16 protein-coding genes are annotated in these 26,757 nt (G+C 74.2%); 5 read left to right on the top strand and 11 right to left on the bottom strand.

Translation table 11 applies throughout. From position 1 onward, the window contains the following. Window positions 1-96: 96 nt before the first annotated feature. Entirely contained in the window at window positions 97-1,509 is a 1,413-nt protein-coding gene (locus tag AC6CH6_RS07130) for an MFS transporter (RefSeq protein ID WP_017834224.1), read from the top strand. Between the two features lie 79 nt (window positions 1,510-1,588). On the opposite strand, the gene AC6CH6_RS07125 is transcribed toward AC6CH6_RS07130, so the two are convergent. Next, entirely contained in the window at window positions 1,589-3,013 is a 1,425-nt protein-coding gene (locus tag AC6CH6_RS07125) for an NAD(P)H-quinone dehydrogenase (protein ID WP_498254599.1), read from the bottom strand. Window positions 3,014-3,099: 86 nt separating this feature from the next. Between AC6CH6_RS07125 and AC6CH6_RS07120 the strand changes: the two genes are divergently transcribed. Together AC6CH6_RS07120 and AC6CH6_RS07115 are read left to right on the top strand one after the other, a co-directional pair. Further along, the gene (locus AC6CH6_RS07120; RefSeq protein WP_284562484.1) at window positions 3,100-3,921 is read left to right on the top strand and encodes a purine-nucleoside phosphorylase; all 822 of its coding nucleotides are present in this window, start codon (window positions 3,100-3,102) and stop codon (window positions 3,919-3,921) included. Window positions 3,922-3,991: 70 nt separating this feature from the next. Then, window positions 3,992-5,755 carry a phospho-sugar mutase gene (locus AC6CH6_RS07115; protein ID WP_498254598.1) on the top strand — a complete coding sequence of 588 codons (1,764 nt, stop codon included), beginning with the start codon at window positions 3,992-3,994 and terminating at the stop codon, window positions 5,753-5,755. 12 nt (window positions 5,756-5,767) lie between these two features. Here the strand turns inward: AC6CH6_RS07115 and AC6CH6_RS07110 are convergent, their stop codons facing one another. The 3 genes from AC6CH6_RS07110 to nirD form a co-directional block, all read right to left on the bottom strand. Next, window positions 5,768-7,033, bottom strand: coding sequence for a heparan-alpha-glucosaminide N-acetyltransferase domain-containing protein (locus tag AC6CH6_RS07110; protein ID WP_498254597.1), 1,266 nt, complete (start codon window positions 7,031-7,033; stop codon window positions 5,768-5,770). Window positions 7,034-7,237: 204 nt separating this feature from the next. After that, on the bottom strand, window positions 7,238-8,275 hold the full coding sequence (locus AC6CH6_RS07105) for an alpha/beta hydrolase family protein (RefSeq protein ID WP_498254596.1): 1,038 nt from the start codon (window positions 8,273-8,275) through the stop codon (window positions 7,238-7,240). Window positions 8,276-8,323: 48 nt separating this feature from the next. After that, window positions 8,324-8,713: a nitrite reductase small subunit NirD gene (nirD, locus tag AC6CH6_RS07100; protein WP_498254595.1), complete on the bottom strand. Its 390-nt coding sequence runs from the start codon at window positions 8,711-8,713 to the stop codon at window positions 8,324-8,326. 226 nt (window positions 8,714-8,939) lie between these two features. Here nirD and nirB point away from each other — a divergent pair, with 226 nt between their 5' ends. After that, on the top strand, window positions 8,940-11,558 hold the full coding sequence (nirB, locus tag AC6CH6_RS07095) for a nitrite reductase large subunit NirB (protein ID WP_498254594.1): 2,619 nt from the start codon (window positions 8,940-8,942) through the stop codon (window positions 11,556-11,558). Between the two features lie 94 nt (window positions 11,559-11,652). On the opposite strand, the gene AC6CH6_RS07090 is transcribed toward nirB, so the two are convergent. After that, window positions 11,653-12,843, bottom strand: coding sequence for a heparan-alpha-glucosaminide N-acetyltransferase domain-containing protein (locus AC6CH6_RS07090; protein ID WP_498254593.1), 1,191 nt, complete (start codon window positions 12,841-12,843; stop codon window positions 11,653-11,655). A gap of 279 nt (window positions 12,844-13,122) precedes the next feature. Between AC6CH6_RS07090 and AC6CH6_RS07085 the strand changes: the two genes are divergently transcribed. After that, on the top strand, window positions 13,123-14,256 hold the full coding sequence (locus AC6CH6_RS07085; protein WP_498254592.1) for a uroporphyrinogen-III synthase: 1,134 nt from the start codon (window positions 13,123-13,125) through the stop codon (window positions 14,254-14,256). Here the strand turns inward: AC6CH6_RS07085 and AC6CH6_RS07080 are convergent. From AC6CH6_RS07080 to AC6CH6_RS07055, 6 genes are all read right to left on the bottom strand, one after another. After that, window positions 14,238-15,461 (bottom strand): heparan-alpha-glucosaminide N-acetyltransferase domain-containing protein, encoded by a 1,224-nt coding sequence (locus AC6CH6_RS07080; RefSeq protein WP_498254591.1) that lies wholly within the window; start codon window positions 15,459-15,461, stop codon window positions 14,238-14,240. The two genes, AC6CH6_RS07085 and AC6CH6_RS07080, sit on opposite strands and share 19 nt — an antisense overlap. Window positions 15,462-15,627: 166 nt before the next feature. Then, a complete protein-coding gene (locus AC6CH6_RS07075) occupies window positions 15,628-17,229 on the bottom strand; it encodes an FAD-dependent oxidoreductase (RefSeq protein WP_498254590.1) in 1,602 nt (533 codons plus the stop codon). Further along, the gene (locus AC6CH6_RS07070) at window positions 17,226-19,379 is read right to left on the bottom strand and encodes a molybdopterin oxidoreductase family protein (RefSeq protein ID WP_498254589.1); all 2,154 of its coding nucleotides are present in this window, start codon (window positions 19,377-19,379) and stop codon (window positions 17,226-17,228) included. Before AC6CH6_RS07070 ends, AC6CH6_RS07075 begins: the two co-directional genes overlap by 4 nt. A gap of 48 nt (window positions 19,380-19,427) precedes the next feature. Next, window positions 19,428-20,837 (bottom strand): MFS transporter, encoded by a 1,410-nt coding sequence (locus AC6CH6_RS07065; RefSeq protein WP_498254588.1) that lies wholly within the window; start codon window positions 20,835-20,837, stop codon window positions 19,428-19,430. Between the two features lie 330 nt (window positions 20,838-21,167). Beyond that, window positions 21,168-22,388, bottom strand: coding sequence for a heparan-alpha-glucosaminide N-acetyltransferase domain-containing protein (locus AC6CH6_RS07060; protein WP_498254587.1), 1,221 nt, complete (start codon window positions 22,386-22,388; stop codon window positions 21,168-21,170). Further along, a complete protein-coding gene (locus AC6CH6_RS07055) occupies window positions 22,378-26,352 on the bottom strand; it encodes a Pls/PosA family non-ribosomal peptide synthetase (RefSeq protein ID WP_498254714.1) in 3,975 nt (1,324 codons plus the stop codon). Before AC6CH6_RS07055 ends, AC6CH6_RS07060 begins: the two co-directional genes overlap by 11 nt. Window positions 26,353-26,757: the final 405 nt, after the last annotated feature.

Raw genomic sequence — 26,757 nt, 5'->3', positions numbered from 1 at the left:
TCGTTCCAGGATGTGAGACGGGCCACCCGCCATGCGGACGGCCCGGCGTACTATCGGGATCTTGTCCCCACCCACTGCTACGACCGAGGTTTCCCCATGTCCTCTCCGGTGACCGGGCAGGACGCCACCGGCGCGTCCTCCCCCTCGCTCCCCCTGTCCGACCGCGTGCCCCGCAGCCGGGTGATCCTGGCCTCCCTCGTGGGCACCACGATCGAGTTCTATGACTTCTACGTCTACGCCACCGCGGCCGTGGCCGTGTTCCCGGCCTTGTTCTTCACGGGCGAGGACGAGACGGCCAAGCTGCTCGCCTCCATGGCGACCTTCGCCGCGGCCTTCGTGGCCCGTCCGATCGGCTCCGTGATCTTCGGGCACTTCGGCGACCGGATCGGCCGCAAGGCCACCCTGATCGGCGCCCTGCTGACCATGGGCGTCGCCACGTTCCTCATCGGCCTGCTGCCCACGTACTACTCGATCGGCATCTGGGCCCCGCTCATCCTGACGATCCTGCGCTTCTGCCAGGGCCTGGGCCTGGGCGGCGAGTGGTCCGGCGCGGCCCTGCTGGCCACCGAGTACGCCGAGGAGGGCAAGCGGGCGCGCGCCGCCATGTGGCCTCAGCTGGGCGCCCCGTTCGGCTTCATCCTGGCCAACGGCTTCTTCCTGGTGCTGACCATCGTGATGGGCTTCGTCTCGGTCGCCGAGCAGGGCACCGACCACCCGTTCCTGACGTGGGGCTGGCGCGTGCCGTTCCTGGCCTCCGTGGTGATGGTGGTCGTCGGCCTGTACGTGCGGTTCAAGCTCGAGGAGACCCCGGTCTTCCAGAAGGCGCTGGACCAGGGCGAGAAGGTCCAGACTCCGCTCGTCGAGGCGTTCCGGGGGTCGTGGCTGCAGATGATCCAGGGCACGTTCATCATGCTCGCCACCTACATGCTCTTCTACCTGATGACCGCGTGGATCCTCTCCTACGGCATCGGCAGCCCCGCCAACGGCGGCCTCGGCATCCCCTACCGAGACTTCCTGGTGCTGCAGCTGCTCGCCGTGCTGCTGTTCGCCGCCATGGTGCCCGTCTCCGGGTGGGTCGCGGACCGCTTCGGCCGGCGCAGCTCGCAGCTGGTCATCACCTCGGTGATCCTGCTCTTCGGGCTGAGCTTCGGCCTGCTCATGGACCCGGCCGCGGTCGGCACCGGTGAGGACGTCAGCACGGGCCGCGTGCTGTTCTTCCTCGTGGTCGGCATGACCCTGATGGGCCTGACCTTCGGCTCGATGTCGGCGATCCTGCCCGAGCTGTTCCCCACGAACGTGCGCTACACCGGCTCCGGCGTCGCGTACAACACGGCGTCGATTCTCGGTGCCGCCATCACCCCGTACGTCGCCGTCACCCTCAACGCGAGCTACGGCGTGGGCTCCGTCGGCCTCTACCTGGCGTTCGGCGCCGTGCTGACCCTCGTGGCCCTCTGGTTCTCCCCGGAGACCAAGGACGTCGACATGGAGAACGTCGTCACCCGCCGCTGACCCGCTCCCGCCGGAGCAGCACGCGCAACGGCCGCATCCCCCGCTGCGGGGATGCGGCCGTTGCGCGTGCCGGCGGGGATCAGACGTGCACGTGCAGGCGCCGGGCCGCCTCCGAGATCGACCCGGTGAGGGACGGGTAGATCGTGAAGGTGTCGGCGAGGTCGTCGACGTGCAGCTTGTGCGTCACGGCCAGGGAGATCGGGAAGATCAGCTCGGACGCGCGGGGACCCACCACCACTCCCCCGATCACCGTGCCGGAGCCCTTGCGGGAGAAGATCTTCACGAACCCGTCCTCGACGGCCATCATCTTGGCGCGCGGGTTGGTGGAGAGCTTCAGCATGATGGTGTCCGCCTGGTAGGTGCCGTCCTCGATGGACTTCTCGCTCACGCCCACGGACGCGATCTCCGGCGAGGTGAAGATGTTGGAGGCCACCAGGTGGGTGCGCAGCGGCTTGACGGCGTCGCCCATGAGGTGCGCCACGGCGATCCGGCCCTGCATCGCCGCCACCGAGGCGAGCGGGAGCACGCCCGTGCAGTCGCCCACGGCGTAGACGCCCGGCACGGTGGTGCGGGAGACGCCGTCCACCTTGATGTGCCCGGACTCGGCGCGGGCCACCCCGACCTCCTCGAGCCCGAGGTCGTCGGTGGCCGGGATCGCGCCGACCGCGACGAGGCAGTGCGAGCCGGCGATCTTGCGCCCGTCGGAGAGCGTGACGACCACCCCGTTCTCGCTGCGCTCCACGGAGTCGGCGCGGGAGCGGCTGAGCACGTTCATGCCGCGGCGCTCGAAGACGCTCTCGAGCACGGCCGCGGCGTCCTCGTCCTCGCCGGGCAGGACCTGGTCCCGGGAGGAGACGAGCGTGACCTCGGCCCCGAGGCCCCGGTAGGCCGAGGCGAACTCCGCGCCGGTCACGCCGGAGCCCACCACGATCATGTGCTCGGGGACCTCGGTGAGGTGGTAGACCTGTTTCCAGTTGAAGATCCGCTCCCCGTCCGGCTTCGCGGACGGCAGCTCCCGGGGATAGGCCCCGACGGCGAGCAGCACGGCCTGCGCGTCGAGGGTGTACTCCAGCCCGTCGTCGGTGGTGACCTGCACGCTGGTGGGGCTGAGCAGCCGGCCGGTGCCCGCGATCACGCGCACCCCCACCCGCTCGAGCCCGCGCTTGATGTCCCGGGACTGGGACGCCGCGAGGCGCAGGAGCCGGGTGTTGACCTTCTCAAGGTCCACGGCGAGGTCGTTGATCTCGTCGCCGTCCTTGCTGCCCCCGCGCACGTGCACCCCCAGGTCCGCGGCCTCGGCGAAGCGGGTCATCGCGTCGGCGGAGGCGATGAGCGTCTTGGAGGGGACCACGTCCGTCAGCACCGCGGAGCCGCCCAGGCCCTGGCGCTCGACGATGGTCACGTCCGCGCCGAGGCTGGCGGCGACCAGGGCGGCCTCATAACCTCCCGGACCGCCCCCGATGATGACGAGCTTCTGGATGGAGAATTCGCTGTGTGCAGTCACCCGGCCATTCTTGCAGGTGCCGCTCCGGCGGCGGAACCGGCCCGGCCGCGCCGGGCGGCCCGGGACCATGCGGTAGCTTGGGGCGGGTGGACACAGAGCACAGCGCTGACCGGGCCGACCCCTTCGAGCTCGCCCAGGAGGCCGCGGACGCCCTCCGCCGGGCCACCGGGGTCGACACGCACGAGATCGCCCTGACCCTCGGCTCCGGCTGGGGCCAGGCCGCCGAGCTGATCGGCGAGACCGTCGCCGAGATCCCGGCCGCGGAGATCCCCGGCTTCACCCCGCCCGCCCTCGAGGGCCACGTGGGCACGCTGCGCTCGGTGCGCACCGCCGCGGGCCGGCACGCGCTGGTGATCGGTGCCCGCACCCACTACTACGAGGGCCGGGGCGTGCGCCCCGTGGTGCACGGCGTGCGCACCGCGGCCGCCGCCGGGGCCCGCACCATGATCCTCACCAACGGCTGCGGCGGGCTGAACCCGTCCTGGGGCCCCGGCACCCCGGTGCTCATCAGCGACCACCTCAACCTCACGGGCCGGTCCCCGCTCGAGGGCGCCACGTTCGTGGATCTCACCGACCTGTACTCCCCGCGGCTGCGCGAGCTGGCCCGCGGGGTGGACCCCACCCTCGACGAGGGGGTCTACGCGCAGTTCCCCGGCCCGCACTACGAGACGCCGGCGGAGGTGCGGATGGCCGGGGTGCTCGGGGCTGACCTCGTCGGGATGTCGACCGCACTGGAGGCCATCGCCGCCCGGCACGCCGGGATGGAGGTCTTCGGGATCTCCCTCGTGACCAACCAGGCGGCCGGGATCTCCGCGACCCCGCTCTCCCACGAGGAGGTCCTCGAGGCCGGGCGCGCCGCGGGCGCCCGGATCTCCGGACTGCTCGCCCGCATCGTCGCCCAGCTCTGACCGGCCCCGGGCCAGGACGGGTTCCCGGCCCGGCACCCCGGCGCACCGGACGCCCCCAGGAGGCCGCGCCATGACCACCGACCCCCGCACCGACCCGCAGCTGCTCGACGCCGCGCGCGCGTGGGGCGCCGCCGACCCGGACCCCGCCACCCGCGCCGAGCTGGCAGCGCTCGTCGAGGCGGCCGCCGCCGGTGACGCCGCAGCACGGGCGGAGCTGGCCGACCGCTTCTCGGGCACCCTCCAGTTCGGCACCGCCGGGCTGCGGGCGGCCCTGGGCGCCGGGCCGATGCGGATGAACCGGGTGGTGGTGCTGCGCGCCGCGGCGGGGCTGGCCGCCCACGTCCTGGCCGTGCAGACCCCGGCGGACGGTGCGGCGGGCTCCGCCCGGCGCCCCCGCGCGGTGGTCGGTTACGACGCCCGGCACGGCTCCGAGGTCTTCGCCCGGGACACCGCCGCGGTGTTCACGGCCGCCGGCATCGAGACGCTGCTGCTGCCCGCGCCGCTGCCCACCCCCGTCCTGGCGTGGGCGGTGCGGGCCCTCGAGGCAGAGGTGGGCGTCATGGTCACCGCCAGCCACAACCCGCCGGCGGACAACGGCTACAAGGTCTACCTCGGCGGCCGGGCCGTGGAGTCGGCGGCCCGCGGCTGCCAGATCGTGGCGCCGCACGACCGGATGATCGCCGAGCGGATCGCGGCCGTCGGCCCCGTCGAGGACATCCCCCGGGCGCAGGACGGGTGGACCGTCCTGCCCGCGAGCGTCGAGCAGGACTACCTCGACGCCGTGCTCCCGGCCGTGGTCACCGCCGCCGCGGGCGCCGAACGTCCCCTGCGGGTCGTCCTCACCCCGTTGCACGGGGTGGGCGGGCGCACGACGACGGAGGCCCTGCGGCGGGCCGGTCTCGCCGACGTGCACGTGGTCCCGGAGCAGGCGGAGCCGGACCCGGACTTCCCCACGGTCGCGTTCCCCAATCCCGAGGAGCCCGGCGCCCTGGACCTGGCCCTGGCCACGGCCCGCGCCGTGGGCGCGGACCTCGTCCTGGCCAACGACCCCGACGCGGACCGGGTGGCCGTGGCGGTCCCGGTGCCCGGGGCCGACGTCGAGGATTTGGCGCAGGGCTGGCGGATGCTGCGCGGCGACGAGGTCGGCGCGCTGCTCGGCCACGCCGCGGCGGCCCGGTGCGCGGGCCGCGAAGGCGCCGTGTTCGCGAACTCCATCGTCTCCTCCCGTCTGCTGGGGCGGATCGCCGCCGCGGCGGGGATCGCGCACCAGGAGACGCTGACCGGCTTCAAGTGGATCGCCCGCGTCCCGGGGCTCGCGTTCGGCTACGAGGAGGCGCTGGGCTACTGCGTGGCGCCGGAGGTGGTCAGGGACAAGGACGGGATCAGTGCGGCCGTGGCGGTGGCGGTGCTCGCCGACGAGCTGCGCGCGCAGGGCCGGACCCTGCTGGACGTGCTGGACGACCTCGCCCTGGCCCACGGGCTGTACGCGACCGACCAGCTGAGCATCCGGGTGGCGGACCTGAGCCGCATCCCGGTCATGGCGGCCGCCCTGCGGGACGCCCCGCCCGCGGCGTTGGGCGGCTCCGAGGTGGTCGAGGTCGCGGACCTCGCCACCCCGGGCACGGGTCTGCCGCCCACCGAGGGACTGCGCCTGCTCACCGCGGACGGCACCCGGGTGATCGTGCGTCCCTCCGGGACGGAGCCGAAGCTCAAGTGCTACCTCGAGGTGGTCGCCCCGGTGGCCGGCCGGGCCGCGCTGCCCGCCGCCCGGGCCGAGGCGCAGGAGCGGCTCGGGCGGATCCGCGCCGAGCTCGAGGCCGCACTGGGCCTCTGACGGCGCACGGGCTCAGGTGGCCGGCGGCCGGACCCCGTCCCCGCCCCGGGCGAGGACCCGGCGCGAGACGGCCTTGGTCGACCGGGTGACCACCTTCTCCAGCGGGCCCTGGCCCAGGGCCCGCCGCCACAGCAGGGCGAACACGGTGAACGCCACGATCTGGCCGGCGGTCCACGCGGCGGGCGCGAGGTCGTAGTACTCGGGCCAGAGGATGAGCAGGTGGGCCGTGTAGAGCGTGAACGTCATCGCGCCCGCCGCGGCGAGCGGCGCGAGGACCCTGCCGGCCACGCGCTCCAGGAGCAGGCAGACGCCGAGGACGGACAGTGCCAGGCCCACGTTGAGCGCCAGGAAGAACGGCGTGTTCGTGTGCGGGGTAGAGATCAGCAACCACCACAGGGTGTCGGTGGGCAGCGTGGGGTCACCGCCGAAGACGAGCACCTCGTCGATCTCCGACTCGTCCATCCAGGGTGTCCCCTCGGCGATGGCCTCGTAGCCGCCGAGCACCTGCAGCGCGAGGGCGGAGGACGACCACACGAGCAGCGCGACCGCCGCCCCGACCGTCGCGAGGAGGGTCTGCACCTTCCGGCTGGTGAGGTCCGTGCGTCCCACGGCGAGTCCGGCCAGCAGGAACGCCATCCAGGGCAGGGCGGGGTAGACGCCGGTCAGGAGCAGCTGGGAGAGCACGGTGCCCGGGTCGACGACCAGGTCCACGAGGCTCGGGTTCTCGTACTCGAGGCCGGGCAGCACGTCGACGGACCACTGCATGAGGAAGGGCGCGACGAGCGCGAAGAGCGCGGCGCACACCAGGAGGGACCGGGTCCGCAGGCGCAGGAAGGGCACGGCGAGCAGGAAGAGCATCCCGTAGTAGATGAGGATGTTGCTCACCGGCAGCTCGAGGAAGCCGAGGAGGAAGCCGACCAGGGCGATCACCCCCGCCCGTGCGGCCAGGGCCCACCGGGAAGCCGTCATCCGCAGCCCCGTGCGAGGGGTGCGCCCGCCGGAGGCGAAGGCCAGACTCACCCCGGCCAGGGTGGCGAACAGTGCGGCCGAGTGGCCGGCGAACAGGGTCCAGGACAGGGTCGCCTCGCCCGTCCGCTCGTCCCACGAGGGCAGCGTGTGCACGGCGACCATGCCGAACAGGGCCAGGCCGCGGGCGGCGTCGACCCCGAGGAGGCGGCGGGTCGTCCGGGGGGCCCCGGCGACGTCGCCACCGGGTCCTTCCGTCGGGACACCGGTGGCGGTGGCCGTCCCGGCCGGCGGCGTGCGTTCTGCGGACATGCGGTTCCCCCACGGATCGATCGGTTCGGGCACCCGTGCCGGTCCCGGCCCCGTCCGCGCCCCCCCGGCACGGAGCCCGGCGCCCGCCCGCCTGTCGTGGACGACGGGCTCGCGGCGCACTGGTGCGCACCTCAGCTTACTAGAGCAAACGCGGAGCGGGCCTCCGGCCCGAGAAAAACCCGGGACCCAGGGCGACGGGGCACGTCAGGACTGCTCCTGGGAGTCCTCCTCGGCCGCGTTCAGCGCGCGCTGGAGGATGCGGGCGTACGGCAGCCCGAAGTGGTCCACGCCGTCCCGGTACCGGATGCGGGCGCGCTCGAAGCCCTGCTCCTCGTACCAGTGGTGCCCGTCCCAGGCCGCGGACAGGGCGTCGAACTCTGCCTGCGGGTCGGTCCCGTCGTCCTCCGTGCCCACGTCCCAGCGCAGGCGCAGCTCCTGCAGCTGTTCGGAGGTGGGTTCCGCGGAGGGCCGGTCCGGGGCCTGTCCGCCGCCCATCATGATCGCGCCGCCGCCCGGGACGAGGTCGACGTGGTCGGCCAGCAGCTCCTGGCTGATGAACTGGGCCCCGCCGGAGTAGCCGGTCAGCCAGGTGCGGGAGCGGTCGATGTCGTACTCGGGCTCGAGCCGCTCCTCGACGAGCGAGAGGAACCACTGCGCGTTGAGGTCCCGCTCCTCCCACCAGGTGATCTCCCCCGCACGATCGGGGGTCCGCGGGACCACCAGCAGCATGTTGTGCTCCCGCGCGACCTCCGCCAGGCAGGAGGCGGTGTACTGGGGGCTCTCGTACTCGAAGGCGCCGTCCCCGTGGAAGTGGTACACGACGCCCACCGGCCGGTCCCAGTCCAGGTCCTCGGCGAAGACGTGGTAGGCGCTGGTGATCCCGTCGTGCTCGTGCTCGAGCTGGAAGCGGTCCTCCCGCTCCTCCCCCGGGCCGAACACGCGCGCGTCCAGCACGGCCCCGTCCGTGGGTCCGCCGGGGCCGCGGGCCGTGACCCGGACGCCGTCGAGGCCGTAGCGGGCGCACGAGACGGTTTCGGGGGCCTCGGCCTCCGGGGTCTTTTCGTCCCGGCCGACCAGGAGCGCCACGGTCGTGACGAGCAGGAGCACCAGCGCCAGGGCGCCGGCCCCGAGCAGGCGCAGCCGACGCCGGGCACCCCGGGACGTCGCACCGCGGTGGCGGTGCCGGTGCGGCAGCCAGGACCAGGGCCACCGGGGACCGCTCCGAGGGTGTTGTCGTGTCACCCGGTCATCTTACGAAGGAGTACCTGGGAGAACCCCGACGACGTGCCGTCAGCGGGGCAGCCCGACGAGCACCCGCCCGTCGCGCACCTCGGCCGGGTGCACCGGCAGGGCGGGCCCGTCGCCGGTGAGGCACAGCCCGGTCGCGAGGTCGTAGACCTCCTTGTGCAGCGGCGAGGCGACCGTGACGGCCGAGCCGCGGGAGCCGAGGATGCCGCGGGCCATGACGCAGGCCCCGGTGCGGGGATCGCGGTGGTCGGCCGCGAGCACCGTGGTGGCGTCCACCCGGTACAGCGCCACCTGGCGGCCCGCCACCCGGGCGGCCTCGCCCCACAGGGGCTCGAGGTCCGTCAGAGCGCACACGTCGTGCCACGCGGTGCCGGCGGCACGGCTCGCCGCGTCCACCGCGGTCGCGGTCGTGGTCGGGGTGAGGGTCGTCATGAGGGGCCTCCTGCGGCTCGGCGGAACGTCGTGCTCGACGTTAGGCGGGGCGGATGACGGACGTGCTCCGGGGCCGTTTCGCCCCGGTCAAAGCCCGCTCACGCGGAGCCGGGGCCCCGGTGAGGGAAGCGAAAAGCGACCGGAACGGCGGGGCAACGGCGGGGCAATCCCGTCTCCCTAGAGTCGGAACAACGCCCCAGCCGCCCGCCAGCTCCCGGAGGTCCCCGTGCCGCGCTCCCCCTTCTCCCCGCAGTCCCCCCAGCACGTCGTCGTGGTCGGCGGCGGCCCCGCCGCCCACCGCTTCGCCGAGGCGGTGCTGTCCGCGGAGGACCACCACGTGCGCCTCACCGTGTTCGCCGACGAGCCGTGGGTCCCCTACGACCGCGTCCAGCTGTCCAAGGCGCTGATGGGCCCCGCGGGTGCGGTCGACCTCACCCTGGGCGGGGGCACGGTGTGGCAGGACCCGCGGGTGGACCTGCGCCAGGGCGTGAAGGCCCGGGAGATCGACCCCGCGGCCCGCACGGTCGCCGCGGCGGACGGGACCGTGACCGGCTACGACGAGCTCGTCCTGGCCACCGGCTCCGACGCCGCGCGCCTGGACGTCCCCGGCGCCCACCACGCCTTCGTCTACCGCACCCTCGACGACGTCGCGGCCATCCGCGCCGAGGTCGAGCGGCTGCGCGCCCGATACGGGCGCACCCCGCGCGGCGTGGTCATCGGCGGCGGTCTGCTGGGCCTCGAGGCCGCGGGCGGGCTCCAGGAGCTCGGCGCGGAGGCCACGGTGGTGCACTCCCGCAAGTGGCTGATGAACGCGCAGCTCGACGAGGGCGCCGGCCGCTCCCTCAACGCCCTCATCACCGCGCGCGGCGTGCGCCTGCACCTGGGCGAGCGCCCCTCCGGCGTGGGGCTGCGCAAGTCCGACGGCGAGGTGTGCGCCGTCGAGTTCCGGGACTCCGCCGACCTCGAGGCGGACCTGGTCATCGTGGCCACCGGCATCCGGGCCCGGGACCGGCTGGCCTTCAACGCGGGCGTCGAGACGGCCCCGCGCGGCGGCGTGGTCATCGACGAGGCCTGCCGCACCTCCGCGGAGCACGTGTGGGCGATCGGCGAGGTCGCCTCCTGGAACGGGGAGTGCCTGGGGCTCGTGGCCCCGGCGAACACCATGGCGGAGATCGTCGCCGACCGGCTGGCCGGCGGGCGCTCCACCTTCGACGGCTTCGACACCGCGACCAAGCTCAAGCTCTCCGGCGTGGACGTGGCGTCCTTCGGCGACGCCTACGGCGAGACCGAGGACTGCCTCGAGGTCGTCTACGCGGACCCCGCCCGCGGGATGTACCAGAAGGTCGTGGTCACCCAGGACGCGCGGACCCTGCTGGGCGGGGTGTTCGTGGGGGACGCCGAGCCGTACAACGCCCTGCGCCCGCTGCTGGGCCGGGAGCTGCCCGGTGAGCCCGGCGCCTACCTCTCCGCCTCCGGCGTGGACGCCCCGGCCGGGGACCTGCCCGACGACGCCGTGATCTGCTCCTGCAACAACGTCACGACCGGGGCCGTGCGGGAGCAGATCTCCTGCGGTGTGCACGAGATCGGCGAGCTCAAGAAGTGCTCCCGGGCCGGCACGCAGTGCGGGTCCTGCGTCCCGATGCTCAAGAAGACCCTGGACCTGGAGCTGGCGAAGGCCGGCGTGGAGGTCTCCAGGGCGCTGTGCGAGCACTTCGAGCTCTCCCGCGCCGAGCTCTTCGAGGCCGTGCGCGCCCTGGACCTGTCCTCCTGGGACGAGGTCGTCGCCCGCTTCGGCACCGGCCTGGGCTGCGACATCTGCAAACCCGTGGTCGCCTCCGTGCTCGCCTCCCAGCGCGACGAGTACGTGCTCGACTCCGGCCGGGGCGCCCTGCAGGACACCAACGACCGGGCGCTGGCCAACATGCAGAAGGACGGCACGTACTCCGTGGTCCCGCGCGTGCCCGCCGGGGAGATCACCCCGGAGAAGCTCATCGTGCTCGGCGAGGTGGCCCGGAAGTACGGGCTCTACACCAAGATCACCGGGGCCCTGCGCGTGGACATGTTCGGGGCCCGGCTCGAGCAGCTGCCGGAGATCTGGCGGGAACTCGTGGACGCCGGCTTCGAGTCCGGACAGGCCTACGGCAAGGCGCTGCGCAACGTGAAGTCCTGCGTGGGCTCCACGTGGTGCCGCTACGGGGTGCAGGACTCCGTGGGCATGGCCGTGCGGCTGGAGCTGCGCTACCGGGGGCTGCGCTCCCCCCACAAGTTCAAGATGGGCGTCTCGGGCTGCGCCCGCGAGTGCGCCGAGGCCCGCGGCAAGGACGTGGGCATCATCTCCACGACCGACGGCTGGAACCTCTACACCGGCGGCAACGGCGGCGCGAACCCCGCTCACGCCCAGCTGCTGGCCCAGGGCCTGGACGACGAGACCCTGGTCCGGTACATCGACCGGTACCTCATGTACTACATCCGCACCGCGGACCGGATGCAGCGCACGGCCCGGTGGCAGGAGGAGCTCGACGGCGGGATCGACCACGCGCGCGCCGTCGTCGTCGAGGACTCCCTGGGCATCGGCGAGGAGCTCGAGGCCGCGATGGCCCGGCACGTGGACCGCTACGAGGACGAGTGGGCCGCGACGCTGAAGGACCCCGAGCGGCTGCGCCGCTTCCGCTCCTTCGTCAACGACGCCGCCCCGGACGACTCCCAGGACTACGTGCTCGAGCGCGGTCAGCGCCGCCCCGCGACCGACGCCGAGCGCGCCGCCGCCGAGGCCGGCGACGGCCCCGTGCTGCTGACCGGTCCGCGCATCCCGGTGCGCGAGGGCGCCGCGACCCACGGGGCCTGATGCGGCCCGGGGCCGCCGGGGAGATGCGCCCGGGCCCGGATCGGGCTCCCGGCCGGAACCGGACCCGGGCCGGAGGTGGCCGCGGCGCCGGGGGTCACGTCCGGTGGAGCCGGCGGTGCCGGTGGAGCACGGTGCGGCGGCCGGCGTCCCCGCCGGCGTCGAGGACCCGCTCCATGGGCCCCCGGCCCCGTGCCCGGTGCCAGCCGACGGCGAGCAGGACCGCCGCCCCCAGGAGGACGAGGGACCAGATGACGGGGAGGTCGTACCGGACCTCGACGGACAGCGCCACCAGGTGGGCGGTGTACACGCTCAGGCCCGTCGCCCCCACGGCCGACAGCCGCAGCAACCACGCCCCGGATCTGCGGGAAATTAGCAGGCAGCTCCCCAGCACCAGGAGCGCCACGCCCAGACCGGCGGCGACCGCCCACACGCCGTCGACGGGCCACGGGTCCGGGCCCCCCACCAGCACCTCGGCCAGCTCGTCCGCGCCCGGCCCGCCGGTCGCCGGCACCCGGCCGTGACCGCCGAAGACGTACGGTCCGAAGGGGTCGGCGGTCCGGGCGAGGACGACCAGCCCCGCCCCCGCCGCCAGCAGCCGGACCTGGATCCCCGTGTCGCGCAGGTTCATCCGCCCCACCCCCAGCCCGACCAGCAGACAGCTCAGGTACGGCAGGGCCGGGTAGGTGCCGGTCGCCAGCAGCCGGGATACCGTCCCGCCCGGCTCCGCCGGCACGTCGGCGAACGCGGGGTGGGCGGAGGCGAGGGCCGGGAGGACGTCCGTCACGCCCTGCACCAGCAACGGGCCCACCATCCAGAGGACCGCCGCGCAGACGAACAGCGCCGTCGCGGACAGGCGCAGGAACGGGATGGCCAGCACGAAGAGCACCCCGCAGCAGACCAGGAGGTTGTCCGCCGGGGCGTCCTCGGGCATCAGCGCCCCGATACCCAGCCCCACCACGGCGAGCAGCACCGCCCGCACGGCCAGCCCCGCCCGATCGGCGGCCAGCCATCGGCCCCGGTGCGGGAACCGCCCCCCGGAACCGAGCGCCAGTCCCACCCCGGCCAGCAGGATGAACAGTGCCGCCGAGGCCTCCGCGAGGAGGAGGTGCGGCCAGGCCGGTGCCGGGGTCCGGGTGTTGTGGCCGGGCAAGATCTGCACCGCCATCAGCCCGATCAGCGCCAGCCCGCGGCCCGCGTCGAGGCCCGTCCACCACGCCGGGGACCTGCGGGCACCGCCCGTGGCATCGACCGGGGCGGAGCGCTCCGTTCCGGACGTCCACCTCATGACTCCCCCGTCCTCCTGGGCCCGCCCCGGCACTCCCAGGGCCCGAGCCGTATCCGAGGGCCCATGAACTCCGGGACCCTTCCGGACCCAGGATCTCTGCTGCACGTGGCGCTCCCGTTGCGCACACCTCACGATTCCGTGAAGTCTGCGGGCCCCGCCGTGCACGTCAGCGGGACGTCCGGCACGCCGCTGTCGCTGCACCGCGTCCGCGGGGCAGGCGGTGCGGAATCGGAAACCTGGGGTAACACCGTGGTCACAGGACCGACCTACGCTCGGGGCATGACCGCCGCACCCACCGCCCCCGCACCCGGTGACCACGGCGCGCCCGGGGAACTGACCGGGTTCCGCGTCGGCGTGACGGCCCACCGCCGCGCCACGGACTTCATCGCCGCCCTGGAGCGCCGCGGCGCGCAGGTGGTGCATGCGCCCGCCCTGATGATCTCCCCCGTGGCCGAGGACACCCGGGTGGTCGAGGACACGCGCACGCTGCTCGCCCACCGGCCCGGGATCATCGTGGTGACCACCGCCTACGGGCTGCGCCGGTGGTTCGAGGCCGCGGACGCCGCGGGTCTCGGGGAGGACCTGCGGGACGCCTTCCGGGCCGCCCGGGTGCTCACCCGCGGGGCGAAGGCCCGGGGCCAGGTGCTCTCCCTGGAGCTCGAGGACGCGGAGGTCTCCGAGGACGAGCGGACCTCGTCGGTGGTCGACCGGCTCCTGGCCGACGGCGTGGCCGGCGCCCGCGTGGCCGTCCAGTTGCACGGGCTGACGGACCAGATCCAGCTGGAGCGGCTCGTGGCCGCCGGGGCGCAGGTGGACACGGTCTCCCCCTATCGGTGGCTCTCCGCCGACGACGGCGAGCGCCTGCCCGGCCTGATCCGCGACGTCTGCGAGCGCCGCCTGGACGTGCTGACCTTCACCGCAGCCCCCGCCGTGGACTCCATGTTCAGCACCGCTCAGGAGATGGGCCGCTACGAGGACCTCGTGGACGCCCTGCGCACGGACGTCACGGCCGCCGCGGTGGGACCCGTGTGCGCCGGGCCCCTGCTGGAGGTCGGGGTGGAGCCGCTCGTGCCGGAGCGCTACCGGCTGGGGGCCCTGGTCCGGGCGGTGTGCACCCACGCGGTCGAGGAGCGCACCCTGGTGGTGCCCACCCGGCACGGGACGCTGCGGCTGATGAGCACCGGCGCCGCCCTGGAGAACGTGTTCGTCCCGCTCTCCGACGCCCAGGTCGCGGTGCTGCGGGCGCTCGCGGCGCACCCGGGGGCGGTGGTCTCCCGGGGGCAACTGCTGTCCGCGGTGCCGGGCCTGGAGACCGAGCACGCCCTGGAGATGGTGATCTCCCGGCTGCGCCGGATCCTGCCCGCTCCCCTGGTCGCCACCGTGATCAAGCGCGGCTACCGCCTGGACCCCTGAGCCACGGCCCGGCGGACCGGCCGGACCACCGCGTTCATCGCCCGCTCCAGCGGGCCCCGCCCGAAGGCCCGCTGCCAGGCGAGGGCGAACAGCACGGAGAGCACCAGGCTCGCGATCAGCCAGAGCAGGGGCGCGGTGTGGAAGACCTCGAAGGACAGGAACACGAGGTGCGCCGTGTACAGGGTGAGGCTCATGGCGCCCAGGGCCGTCACGGGCAGCAGCCAGGCGCTGTGCCGGCGGGCCAGGAGCAGGCAGGTCCCGACGACGGCCAGGCTCACCCCGAGGCTCCACGCCACGGAGAACGGGGTGTTGACGTCCGGGGTGGTGAGCACGAGCCACCACGGCGAGGTCGTCGGCAGCGTGTCCTCGGGGCCGTAGGTCAGCAGGCTCTCGAGCTGCGCCACGGTGAGGTCCGGGTCGCTGAACAGCAGCCTCGTGTAGACGTCCCCGGCGTAGAGCAGCTGCCGCGACACCAGCTTCGCGGTCACCGCCAGGACCGTGCCCACCACGACCAGCCGGACCTGGACGTCGCGGCGGCGCAGGTTGAGCCGGCCGATGGCCAGGCCCGCCAGCAGGTAGGCCAGGTACGGCAGGGCGGGATAGGTCCCCGTCAGGAGCAGCTGGCCGAGCACCGCGAGCGGCTCGGTGACCAGGGTGACGAAGGTCGGGTTGTAGGAGGAGAAGCCCGGCAGCGCGTCCCCGGCGAGGTGGAGCAGCAGCGGGCCGGCCACCAGGGCGACGCCCGCGCCGAGGAACAGGGCCCGCGGCCCGAGCCCCAGGAAGGGCAGGGCGAGCAGGAAGTACGCGGCGAAGTAGATCAGGATGTTGTACGCCGGGGGCTCCGGCGGCATGAGGTGGCCGATGACCAGCCCCAGGATCAGCAGCAGCAGCGCGCGCACCGCGATGCCGGCCCGGGCGGCCGTCATCTCGCGGCCGCGGAGCGGGCGGCGCCCGCCGGATGTGAGCGCCAGCCCCGTGCCGGCCAGCAGAGCGAACAGGGCCGGTGAGTCGCCGGGGAACAGGATCCACGTCACCGTGGGCCGGCCCGTGGCGGCGTAGGACACAGGCAGGATGTGCACGCACATGATGGCCACGAGCGCCAGCCCGCGGGCGGCGTCGAGGCCCACGAGGCGCCTCGAGGGCCGCGGTGCGGCGCCGCGGGACGCGGCCGCCGCGGGCCGGTGCTCGGTGGGGCGCTCCCTCATGGATGGTCGTCCTGTTCGTCGGTGCAGGTCCGCGCGGTCGGGCGGCGGGCGCGACCATCTTCGCACCCCGGGGCACCCCGGCCAATCGTGACGGGCCGGTGACGCTGTCCACCCTTGTGCGAAAGCACACGCCGGTGCGGCGGCCCTCCGGCGGCGCGGGAATCCCTCACACCGCGGCGGCGTGCTCCTCGACGAGCCGGCGCACCGTGTCCGTGCAGCCCCCGCAGCCGGTCGAGGCGCGGGTGGCGCAGCTGACCTCCTCGAGGGTGGCGGCGCCCTGCCCCACGGCGTCGGTGATCCGGCCCATCGTGACGCCGGCGCAGTGGCAGACCGTTGACTCGGGCGTCAGCCGGGTCTCCTGCTGCGTCCCGGCGTCCGGGCCGTCGAGGCGCAGCAGGACACCGGGGTCCTCGGGCACGGGCTCGCCGCGGTCGTGGAGGAGCCCGATCTCGGCGGCGGCGCGGGGCAGGCCGAGCACGATGTAGCCCTCGAGCGTGCGGTCGGGGCGCAACACGAGCTGTGCGTAGCTGCCGGCCGAGCCGTCCGCCCACTGCACCACGGTCCCGCCGTCCGGGCGGGGCTCCCAGGGCAGGCCCCCGACCGTCCCGGCGCAGGCGAGCTCCACCTGGTGGGCCTTGAGCCGCACCGCGCCGGCGGGACCGGTGGTGAGGGGGGCGAGCACGGCCGTCCCGCCCTCGGCCACGGCGTCCAGCTCGGCGCGGATCCGGGCGGCCAGCCACTCGGCCTGCCGCCAGCCGGGACCGATCAGACCGGACGGGCCCATGCCGTCCCGTCCGGGGCAGACCCGGCAGGACAGGTCCTTGCACAGCACCTCGGCGCAGTCCCCCACCGCGAAGACCCGCCGCTCCACGTCGGCCTCGAGCTCGTGGTTGACCACGATCCCGCGGGCCGTGCGCAGCCCGGCGCCCTCGGCGAGCTCCGTGCGCGCCGTGACGCCGATCGACAGCAGCAGCAGGTCACCCGGCAGGGTCCGGCCGTCCTCGAGCACGAGCCCGCGGAAGGAGCGGTCCTCGTCGAGGGAGACCTCGCGCGCCTGGGCGCCGGAGACCACCTCCACGCCGGCGTCGGCGAGCGCGCGGCCCAGCAGCGCGCCGCCGGGGGCGTCGAGGGAGCGGGTCAGCACCCACGCCGCGTGGTGGACCACGGTGACCGGGCAGCCGGCCTCGCTCGCCGCCAGCGCGGCCTCGAGCCCGAGCACGCCACCGCCCAGGACCACCACGCGGCCCCGCCGTTCGACGACGGCGCGCACGGCCCGGGCGTCGCGCAGGTCGCGCAGCGCCGTGACCCCGACGGGCAGGTGCTCGTAGGCGCCGGGGTCCGGGTTGATCCCGCGCAGCACGGGCAGATTCGGGCGGGCCCCGGTGGCCAGGACCAGGCGGTCGTAGCCGAGCTCACGGGCCTCCCCCGTCGGCCCGTCGGTGAGGCGCAGGACCCGGCGGGAGCGGTCGATCCGGGTGACCTGCGTGCCGAGCAGCACGTCGATCCCGGAGCGGGCCAGGAGCTCGGGGTCGGTCAGGGCCATCGTGGCGCGCTCCGCGCGGCCCATGGCGTGCTCGCCCACGAGCACCCGATTGTAGGCGGGGTCGGTCTCCCCGCCGATCACGGTCAGCCGGATCGTGCCCGCGGCGGCGAGGTCGGCGACGTCGTCGACGAAGCGGGCGGCCACGGGGCCGAAGCCGATGACGACGACGTGCTCGCCGGACCGCATCGGGGTGCCGTGGGCACGGGTGGGACGGTGCACGGTCATCGGGTCGTCTCCTCGGCGTCGATCGCCCGGACGGTCACGGAGCCGGCCTTGAACTCGGGCATGGACGAGATCGGGTCCACGGCGTCCGAGGACACGAGCTTGTTGGCGGTCTGGTTCCCGGCGTAGTGGAAGGGCAGGAACACCGTGTCCGGGCGGATGTCGGTGCTCAGCTCGGCGCGGGCCACGGCCCGGCCGCGGGCGCTGGTCAGCTCCACCGCGGCACCGTCCCGGATGCCGAGGGAGGCCGCGGTCGCGGGGTGGATCTGCAGCCGCGCCGCGGGGCGGGCCGCGTGCAGCGAGGGCACGCGGCGGGTCTGGTTGCCGGACTGGTAGTGCTCCAGCCAGCGGCCGGTGGTCAGGGTGAGGGTCCCCGCGGTGTGCAGGGGCTCCCGCCGGTGCCCGCGCGGGCTCGGGTCCACGGCCCGGCCGGCGGCGCGCGGGCGGACCGGGACGAGCACCGCCCGTCCGTCCGGGTGGCCGAAGCGCTCGAGGAAGACCCGCGGCGTGCCCGCGGAATTGCCGGCGGGGTGCGGCCACCAGCAGGCCTCGCCCGCGTCCAGGGCGGCCCAGCCGATCCCCGAGTAGTCGGCCTTCCCGCCGGCCGAGGCCCGGCGGAGCTCCTCGAAGACCTCCTCCGGGTCGGGGCTGAACGTGCCCGGGGCCTCGAGCCGCCGGGCGAGCTCGGCCATGATCCACAGCTCGTCCCTCGCCCCGGGCGGCGGGTCGAGCGCGCGGCGGCGGCGCAGCACCCGGCCCTCGAGGTTCGTCATGGTGCCCTCCTCCTCGGCCCACTGCAGCACCGGCAGGACGAGGTCGGCGAACTCGGCGGTCTCGGAGAAGAAGAAGTCGCAGACCACCAGGAAGTCCAGGGCCTGCAGCCCGCGGACCACGGCGTCGGTGTCCGGGGCGCCGATCACCACATTGGAGCCGTTGACCCACAGGCAGCGGACGCCGTGATCGGTGCCGAGGGTGGTCAGCATCTCCGCGGCCGGGATCCCGGCGCCGGGCAGCTCGGCGGGGTCCACGCCCCACACCCCGGCCACGTGCGCGCGGGCGGCGGGGTCCGTGATGCTGCGGTAGCCGGGCAGCTGGTCGGCCTTCTGCCCGTGCTCCCGGCCGCCCTGCCCGTTGCCCTGCCCGGTCAGGGTGCCCCAGCCGGAGCCCTCGCGCCCGGGCAGCCCGAGGAGCAGGGCCAGGTTGATCGCGGCGGTCGCGGTGTCGGTGCCGTCGACGTGCTGCTCCACGCCGCGCCCGGTCAGGACGTAGGTCCCCTTCCGCGCCCGGGCCAGCAGGCGGGCGGCCCGGCGGATCCGCTCCGCCGGGACGCCGGTGACCTGCTCGACCCGCTCGGGCCACCACGCGTTGATGCTCGTCGTGAAGGCCTCCGAGCCGGTGGTGCGCCGCTCGAGGTACTCCCGGTCCGCGAGGCCCTCGTGCAGGACCACGTGGGCCAGCCCCAGCAGCAGCACGAGGTCGGAGCCGGGGGTGGGCTGCAGGTGCAGTCCGCCGTCGTCGTCGGTCATCCGGGCCGTGGCGGAACGGCGGGGGTCGACGACGACGAGGCCCCCGTGCTGCCGGGCGTGCTGCAGGTGCTGGACGAACGGGGGCATGGTCTCGGCGGGGTTCGTGCCCAGCAGCAGGACGGTGTGGGCATCGTCGAGGTCCGTCACGGGGAACGGCAGGCCGCGGTCCAGGCCGAGGGACCGGTTGGCGGCGGCCGCGGCGGAGGACATGCAGAACCGGCCGTTGTAGTCGATCCGCGAGGTCCGCAGGGCCACCCGCGCGAACTTCCCCAGCTGGTAGGCCTTCTCGTTGGTCAGCGACCCGCCGCCGAAGATTCCCACCCCGTCCCGGCCGTGCCGCTCCTGGGCGGCCCGGAACTCCGCGGCCATCCGGTCCAGAGCCGCGTCCCAGGACACCTCCTGGAAGACGCCGTCCGCCCCGCGCAGAAGGGGCGCGGTGAGCCGTGCGGGGTCGGCGAGCAGCTCCGCCGACGTCCAGCCCTTCCGGCACATCCCGCCCCGGTTGGTGGGGAACTGCCGGGCGGCGACCTCCGGGTAGCCCTGCGCCGCGGCGGCCGCCGATCCGGTGTCCAGGGTCATGGCGCACTGGAGGGCGCAGTACGGGCAGTGGGTGGCCGTGGTGCTCATGCGGGCGGTTCCTCCTGGGGTCGGCGGGACGGGGCGGGGCTGCGGGCTTCAGATGTGGCTGTCGCCCATCTCGGTGCCCTTGCGCAGGTAGCAGCACCAGGTGACCGCGAGCGCCACCACGTAGAAGGCCACGAAGCCGTAGAACGCCGCGCTGTAGGCCCCGGTGGTGCTGTTCGAGAGGTTGAGCGCCTGCGGGATCATGAAGCCGCCGTACGCGCCGACCGCGCCGATCAGCCCGAGGGCGGCCGAGGCCTTGCGCTCGGTGGAGACCGCCGCGTCCTGCTGCTGCCGCAGCCCCAGCACCCGGTAGATCGAGGGGATCATCCGGTAGGTGGAGCCGTTGCCCATGCCCGCCGCGGTGAACAGCAGCAGGAACAGGCCCAGGAACAGCCAGAAGTTGGCCAGGGGCAGGGTGAGCACCACGGCGAGCGCGAGCAGCGCCATCACCGCGAACACCGCGACCGTCATCGGGGCGCCGCCGAAGCGGTCCGCGAGCCGGCCGCCGTAGGGGCGGGAGACCGAGCCCACCAGGGGGCCGAGGAACGCCAGGGACAGCGCAGCGGCGCCCACGCTGAAGGACGAGAACTCCGGGAAGGTATCGGCGATCAGCTTGGGGAACACGCTGGAGAAGCCGATGAAGGAGCCGAAGGTGCCCACGTAGAGGAAGGACATGATCCAGAAGTGCGGCTCCCGGACCGTGGCCAGGGACCCCGCGACGTCCCCCTTGGCGTGGGAGAGGTTGTGCATGTGCTTCCGGGCGCCCCACGCCGCGAGCAGGATGAACGGCACCCAGATCCACCCGGCCAGCGGGAGGTCCAGCGCCCCCGCCGCGAGGACGGTGACCGCGATCGGGACGAGCAGCTGGGCCACGGCCGTGCCGAGGTTGCCACCGGCGGCGTTGAGCCCCAGCGCCCACCCCTTCTCCCGCACCGGGTAGAAGTAGGTGATGTTGGCCATCGAGGACGCGAAGTTGCCGCCGCCGAAGCCGGCCGTGGCCGCCAGGAGCAGCATGACCGCGAACGGCGTCTCCGGGTTGCCGACCGCCAGGGCCAGGCCCACCGTGGGGACCAGCAGCAGCAGGGCCGAGACGATGGTCCAGTTCCGGCCGCCGAACCGGCCCACCATGAAGGTGTAGGGGATGCGCAGCGTGGCGCCCACCAGGGACGGGATGGAGATCAGCCAGAAGATCTGGGAGTCGCTGAAGGCGAAGCCCGCCGCCGGCAGGTAGATCACCGTGATGGCCCAGAGCTGCCACACGGCGAAGCCGAGGAACTCCGCGAAGATCGACCACTTGAGGTTGGTGCGCGCGATCGGCCGGCCGGCGGACTCCCAGAACTCGGGGTCCTCGGGGCGGTAGCCGTCCAACCAGCGGCCGGGGCGCTCGCGCAGGGCGAGCGGCGGGGGCGCCGGGGTGCCGGTTGCCGTGGTGGCCGGGTCGGGATGCAGTTCTGAGCTCACGGGTGACCTCCTGGGCGAGCGGGGCGGAGCACGGCGACGGCGGCGTGCGGTGCTCCCACGCTACGAACCCCGTGTTTCGGTCCCCGACGGCGGGAGTAACGCCTCGATGCACTTCCACTCACAGCGCCGGGACGCCCGTGTGAGGTCCCCGGGCGCCCTCATGCGCCCCGTGCCACGCTGAGTCCCCAGCCCCCGGCCCTCTCACGCACCGAGTCCCCCATGTGTGCGCGTTTCCCCAGGATCGAACTGGGGATCTGCGCACACATGGGGGACTCGACGGTCACGGCTCGGCCGCGGGGCCGGCGCCGCGAGGGGGGCCGGGGTCACAGGTCAGCGGGCGGCGACCCTCCCGGCGATGCGCTTCGAGGTGCGGGCCACCAGCTTCTCGAGCGGGCCCTGGCCCACGGCGCGCTGCCACGCGACGGCCAGGAGGCCGAACACGGCCACCTGCATCCAGAACCAGAACCCCGGGTGCAGGTCGTAGACCTCGGTGCCGAGGAACAGCAGGTGCAGGGTGTAGAGCGTGAACGTCATGGACCCGGCGGCCGCCAGCGGCGTGAGCGCCTTGCCGATCAGCCGGGCCAGCAGCAGGAACGCCCCGAGGGCGAACGCGGCCATGCCGAGGCTCAGGAGCAGCGCCACGGGCGTGTTGCTGTGCGGGGCGGGCACCATCAGCCACCACAGGGTGGTGGTCGGCAGGGACGGGTCCGGGCCGAAGACGAGGATCTCGTCGATCTGCTCCTCGGTCAGCCACGGAGTGGCCTCCCAGATCCGGTCGTAGACGCCGAGGGCCAGCAGCGCCCCCATGGACACCGTCCAGGAGAGCAGGGCCAGCGCCGCGCCAGCGCCCACGAGCCACAGCTGCACCCGCCGGCTGGTGAGGTTCATCCGGCCCAGGGCGATCCCCGCGCACAGGTAGGCCATGTACGGCAGCGCCGGGTAGGTGCCGGTCAGCAGCAGCTGGGAGAGCACGGTGACCGGGTCGGTGACCAGGTTCCACAGGGTGGGGTTGCCGTACACGTGGGCGGGCAGGACGTCCACGGCCCACTGCATCAGGAACGGGGCCAGCACGGTGAACGCCGCCGCGCTGATCAGCAGGTGCCGGATGCGCAGGCCCAGGAACGGGATGGCGAGCAGGAAGAACATCCCGTAGTAGATGAGGATGTTGTCCACCGGCAGGGCCACGAAGCCCACGAGGAACCCGACGAGGGCGATCACCGCGGCGCGGCCCACCAGTCCCGCCCGGTCCCCGGCCAGGCGCCGGCCCGTGTGCGGGGTGCGGCCCCCGGAGAGGAACGCGAGGCTCACCCCGGCCAGGGTCGCGAAGAGGGCGGCCGAGTGCCCGGCGAACAGGGACCAGGCCAGGGAGGCGCGCTCGTTCTCCGCGTCCCAGACGGGCAGGGTGTGCACGGCGACCATCCCGAGCAGGGCGAAGCCCCGGGCGGCGTCCACGCCGACCAGCCGCCGCCGGGTGCGCCGCCCGGAGGCGCCGGGGACGTTGAGCACCGCGGTGCCCCCGCCGCGCGTGGCGGCCGCGTGCTCAGCGCTCACGGGTCGCACCTCCGGCGGGAAGGGCCTCGGCGTGCAGCGGGCGGATCGGGTTGCCGCCCCAGGTGCTGCCGGCGGGCACGGTCTCCTGGGCCATGACCAGGGAGCCGGGGCCCACCGTGGCGCCGGCCTCCACGGTGCTGCCGGGCAGGACGAAGCTGTTGGGCCCCAGGGTGGAGCCCGCCTCCATCGACACCGGCTGCAGCCGCATGATGCGGTCGTGGAACAGGTGGGTCTGGAGCACGGTCCCGCGGTTGACGGACACGCCACGGCCCAGGTGGACGAGGTCGAACTCGGGCAGCCACCAGGTCTCGCACCACACGCCGCGCTCGATCTTCGCGCCCATCAGCCGGGCCCAGGCGTTGAACACCGGGGAGCCGACGGCCAGCCGGATCAGGCCGGGCACGGCCAGGGACTCCGCGAAGGTGTCGGCGAGCTCGTTGCGCCACACGAAGGAGCTGAACAGCGGGCGCTCGCCCTCGCGGAAGCGGCCCATGAGGGCCCACTTGACCAGCACGGGGATGAGGGCGGCCACCACGCCGGCGGCGAGCACCACGGGCGTGGCCCACAGCAGCGCCGAGACGATGCCGTCGAGGCCTCCCCCGGCCCGCATGTACACGGTGGTGAGCACGAAGACGATCGCGAGGTCGATCCACGCGGTGACCATGAAGGGCACGGCGCGCAGGGCCTCGACGAGCGTGCGGGCCACGACCAGGCGCCGGCGGGGCCGGTAGGTGACGGCCTCGTCCGCGGTGTCGGTGACGCGGCTGATCGGCTCGGGCAGCCGGCCCAGCCAGGAGGTGCCGCGCTCGGCGTCGGCCGGGGCGGAGGAGAGCACGGCGACCAGGGAGTCCTTAGGCACGTCCCGGTCCGGGCCCACGATCGCGGAGTTGCCCACGAAGGAGCGCTCCCCCACGGTCGAGGGGCCCACGTGGATCCAGCCGAAGCCGGTCCGGGCGGAGCTGACCATCGAGTGGTCGGCCATGAAGGACCCGGACTCGAAGGTGGTGAGGTGCGGCAGGGTCTCCACGGTGGAGATCTCCACCTGGCTGCCCACCCGGGCGCCCAGCAGCCGCAGGAAGAACGGCGTGGCGATGGAGGCGTAGACCGGGTAGGTGGAGACGAGGCTCTTCTGCAGCAGCACGCCCGTGAGCCACACGGCCCAGCCCACGGTCCCGTCGGCGGGGTGGTGGCCCGGGCGGATCAGCAGGGCGAGCGCGCGCACGACCAGCACGAGCAGGGCGAGGTAGACGAGGACCGTGAGCACGGCGAAGACGGGCACCCACAGGGCCATGACGGGGAAGACGAGCTCGTAGAGCTCGAGCCCGCGCACCTGGGTGAAGACGATCAGCGCGCCGGGGACCACTGCCAGCACGGGCAGGATGCCGACCGTGCCGAGACCCAGGGCGTAGAGCAGCCCGGTCAGGAACCGGTTGCTGCGGCCGGGGGCCCACTCGAGCCAGGACTCCCCAGCGGGGCCGAGGTCCACGAGCGGGGAGCCGCCCTGCAGGCGGCCGGCGGGGACGGTGCCGGTGACGTGGGAACCGGGGTCGACCTCCGCGCCGGCCTCGACCACCGCGCCCGGGCTCAGGAGCGTGCGGGTGCCGACCCGGGCGTTCTCGCCCACGGTCACGCCGCCGAGGTGGAAGACGTCGCCCTCGAGCCAGTAGCCGGAGAGGTCCACCTCGTGCTCGATCGCCGCGCCGTCGCCGATCCGGGCCATGCCGCTGACGGGAGGCATCGTGTCGAGGTGGGCGTGCCGGCCCACCCGGTTGCCGAGCAGCCGGAAGAACAGCACCATCACGGGGGCGCCCATGAGGGGCTCGAACTTGTTGAAGATCAGCACCCGCTCGGCCATCCAGACCCGCAGGTGGGTCCAGGAGCCGCGGGCGTGGGCGCCGGGACGCAGCCGGAAGGTCAGCAGCCGGATGAACAGCGCGGTGAGCACCAGCCGGCCGGGCAGGGCGAAGAGCACGAGCCAGCCGAGAACCAGGGGCAGCAGCGGGGGGTTCGGGACCCAGCCCGCGCCCAGCACGTTGAAGAGCAGCCACACGACGATCGAGGCGCCCAGGACGTAGCGCAGCCCCGAGACGGCGTAGAGGGCCGTGAGGAAGGGGACCTGCACGAGGCCGTTCCAGCGGGGGACGTCCGCCACCCGGCGCTCGCGCGCGGCGTCCTGGGCGACGACGTCGACGGGCGCCAGCGTGGTCAGGTACTCGTGCATCCCGGCGAGCGTGGGGTGCCGGTAGATCTCGGCGATCGCGGCGTCCGGGTAGGTGCGGCGGATCTCGGAGACGAGCTTGGCCACCGCCACGGACGTGCCGCCGAGGACGAAGAAGTCGCTGTCCTCGTCGATGGGCAGGGGGCCGAGCTGGTCCGCCCACAGGGCGGCGAGCCACTCGAGCTCGGCGTCGATCTGCGAGGCCTCCGCGGCGGCGCCGGCGGAGGGCAGCGGCCAGGGCAGGGCCTTGCGGTCCACCTTGCCGGAGGTCTTCAGGGGCAGCTCGTCCATCAGGGTCAGCGCGGGCACCATCTGGCCCGGCAGCCGGTCGGCGAGCAGGCGGCGGGCGTCGGCGAGGTCCACCGAGCCCGGGGCCTCGGCCACGAGGTAGCCCACGAGGACCTGGTTGCCGGCCGGGGTGGTGTGCACGGCGGCGGCGCCGGCCTGCACGCCGGGCAACCGTGACATCTGCTCGTCGATCTCGCCCATCTCCACGCGCCGGCCGGAGATCTTGACCTGGTCGTCGGCGCGGCCCACGAAGACGATGCCCTCGGGGTCGGCGCGCACCAGGTCCCCGGAGCGGTAGGCCCGCTCCCAGCCCAGGGTGTCCATGGGCGCGAACTTCTCGGCGTCCTTGGCGGGGTCCAGGTAGCGGCCCAGTCCCACGCCGCCGATGATCAGCTCGCCCTCCTCGCCCCAGCGCACGGGGTTGCCGGAGGTGTCGACGATCGCCAGCTCCCACCCGGGCAGCGGCAGGCCGATGCGCACCGGCGGCTCGCCGGTGAGCACGGCGCCGGTCGCGATGACCGTGGCCTCGGTGGGGCCGTAGGTGTTCCAGACCTCGCGGCCGGGGTGCACCAGGCGGGCGGCGAGCTCGTTGGGGCACGCCTCCCCGCCGAAGATGAGCAGGCGGATGCGGCTCAGCGCCTCGGCCGGCCACATCGACGCGAGCGTGGGCACCGTGGAGACGGCGGTGATGTCCCGCTCGACGAGCCACGGACCGAGGTCGGTGCCCGAGCGCACCACGGCGCGGGGGGCGGGGACCAGGGCGGCGCCGGAGCGCCAGGCCAGCCACATCTCCTCGCACGAGGCGTCGAAGGCCACGGAGAGCCCCGCCATCACGCGGTCGCCCGGGCCGAGGGGGCGCCGGGGCAGGTAGAGCTCGGCCTCGGCGTCCACGAGGGCGGCGGCCGAGAGGTGGCTGATCGCCACGCCCTTGGGCTTGCCGGTGGACCCGGAGGTGAAGATGATCCAGGCGTCGTCGCCCGTGCCGGGCTGCTGGCAGTCCGCTCCCGCGCGGACGCCGGTGCGGGGCCGGAGGGACAGGTCCGCGCCGTAGACGGCGCACACCGAGGCCTCCTCCCAGACCGTGTTCGCCCGCTCGTCCGGGTCGTCGAAGTCGACCGGGACGTAGGCGGCGCCGGCGAAGATCGTGCCGAGGACGGCCACGTAGAGGTCCACGGTCCCGGAGGGGACGCGGATGCCCACGCGGTCCCCGCGGCCGATGTCGAGGTCCCACAGGCGCTGGGCCTGGGCCTCGACGCGCTCGAGGAACTCGGCGTAGCTGAGCACGGTGGTCCCGTCGTCGAGGGCCACCGCGTCCGGGTGGCGCGAGACGGTGTCCATGACGATGTCCACGAGCGTGCGCGGGGCCGGCGCGGGCGAGACGGGGAAGACGGCGCGGCCCGGGACCTGCGGCATGGGCTGCGTGTGCAGGGCGCGGTCGAGGACCTCGCCGTCCTCCATCGGGTCCTGCTCCGGGTAGCGGTCCTCGAGCAGGTGCCGACCGCCTCCTTGGCGAGTCGAGCCGCTGCGCGTGGTCGGGCGCACTGTCATTGAATCCCCCATCGACTTCTCTGCCGCTGCGGATCTGCACAGCGGCCGGTGCCGACAGGAAGGACGGGCCCAGGGACCGGACGGACCGGACGGAAGGCACCCCGGAGGCACGCGCGCCGGATCAGCGCGGTGCCGAGAGTGTGTGTTCGGCCGTGATGCCCCCGCATCGGCCTTCCCCCTGAGCCGGCTCCCCTGCCAGCTTTGCTTACTGCACCGTACGGTCGGTGCTATTGCATATGCAAGCCGAACGGGGTGTCGCTGCGCTGTCCCGGGTCCCCCGCCCCGTCCAGTGCGCCGCGCCATTCCGCCGATTTC

The sequence above is a fragment of the Kocuria sp. GQ42 genome (genome assembly GCF_059758435.1).
This window is presented reverse-complemented; position numbering and strand designations above follow the sequence as displayed.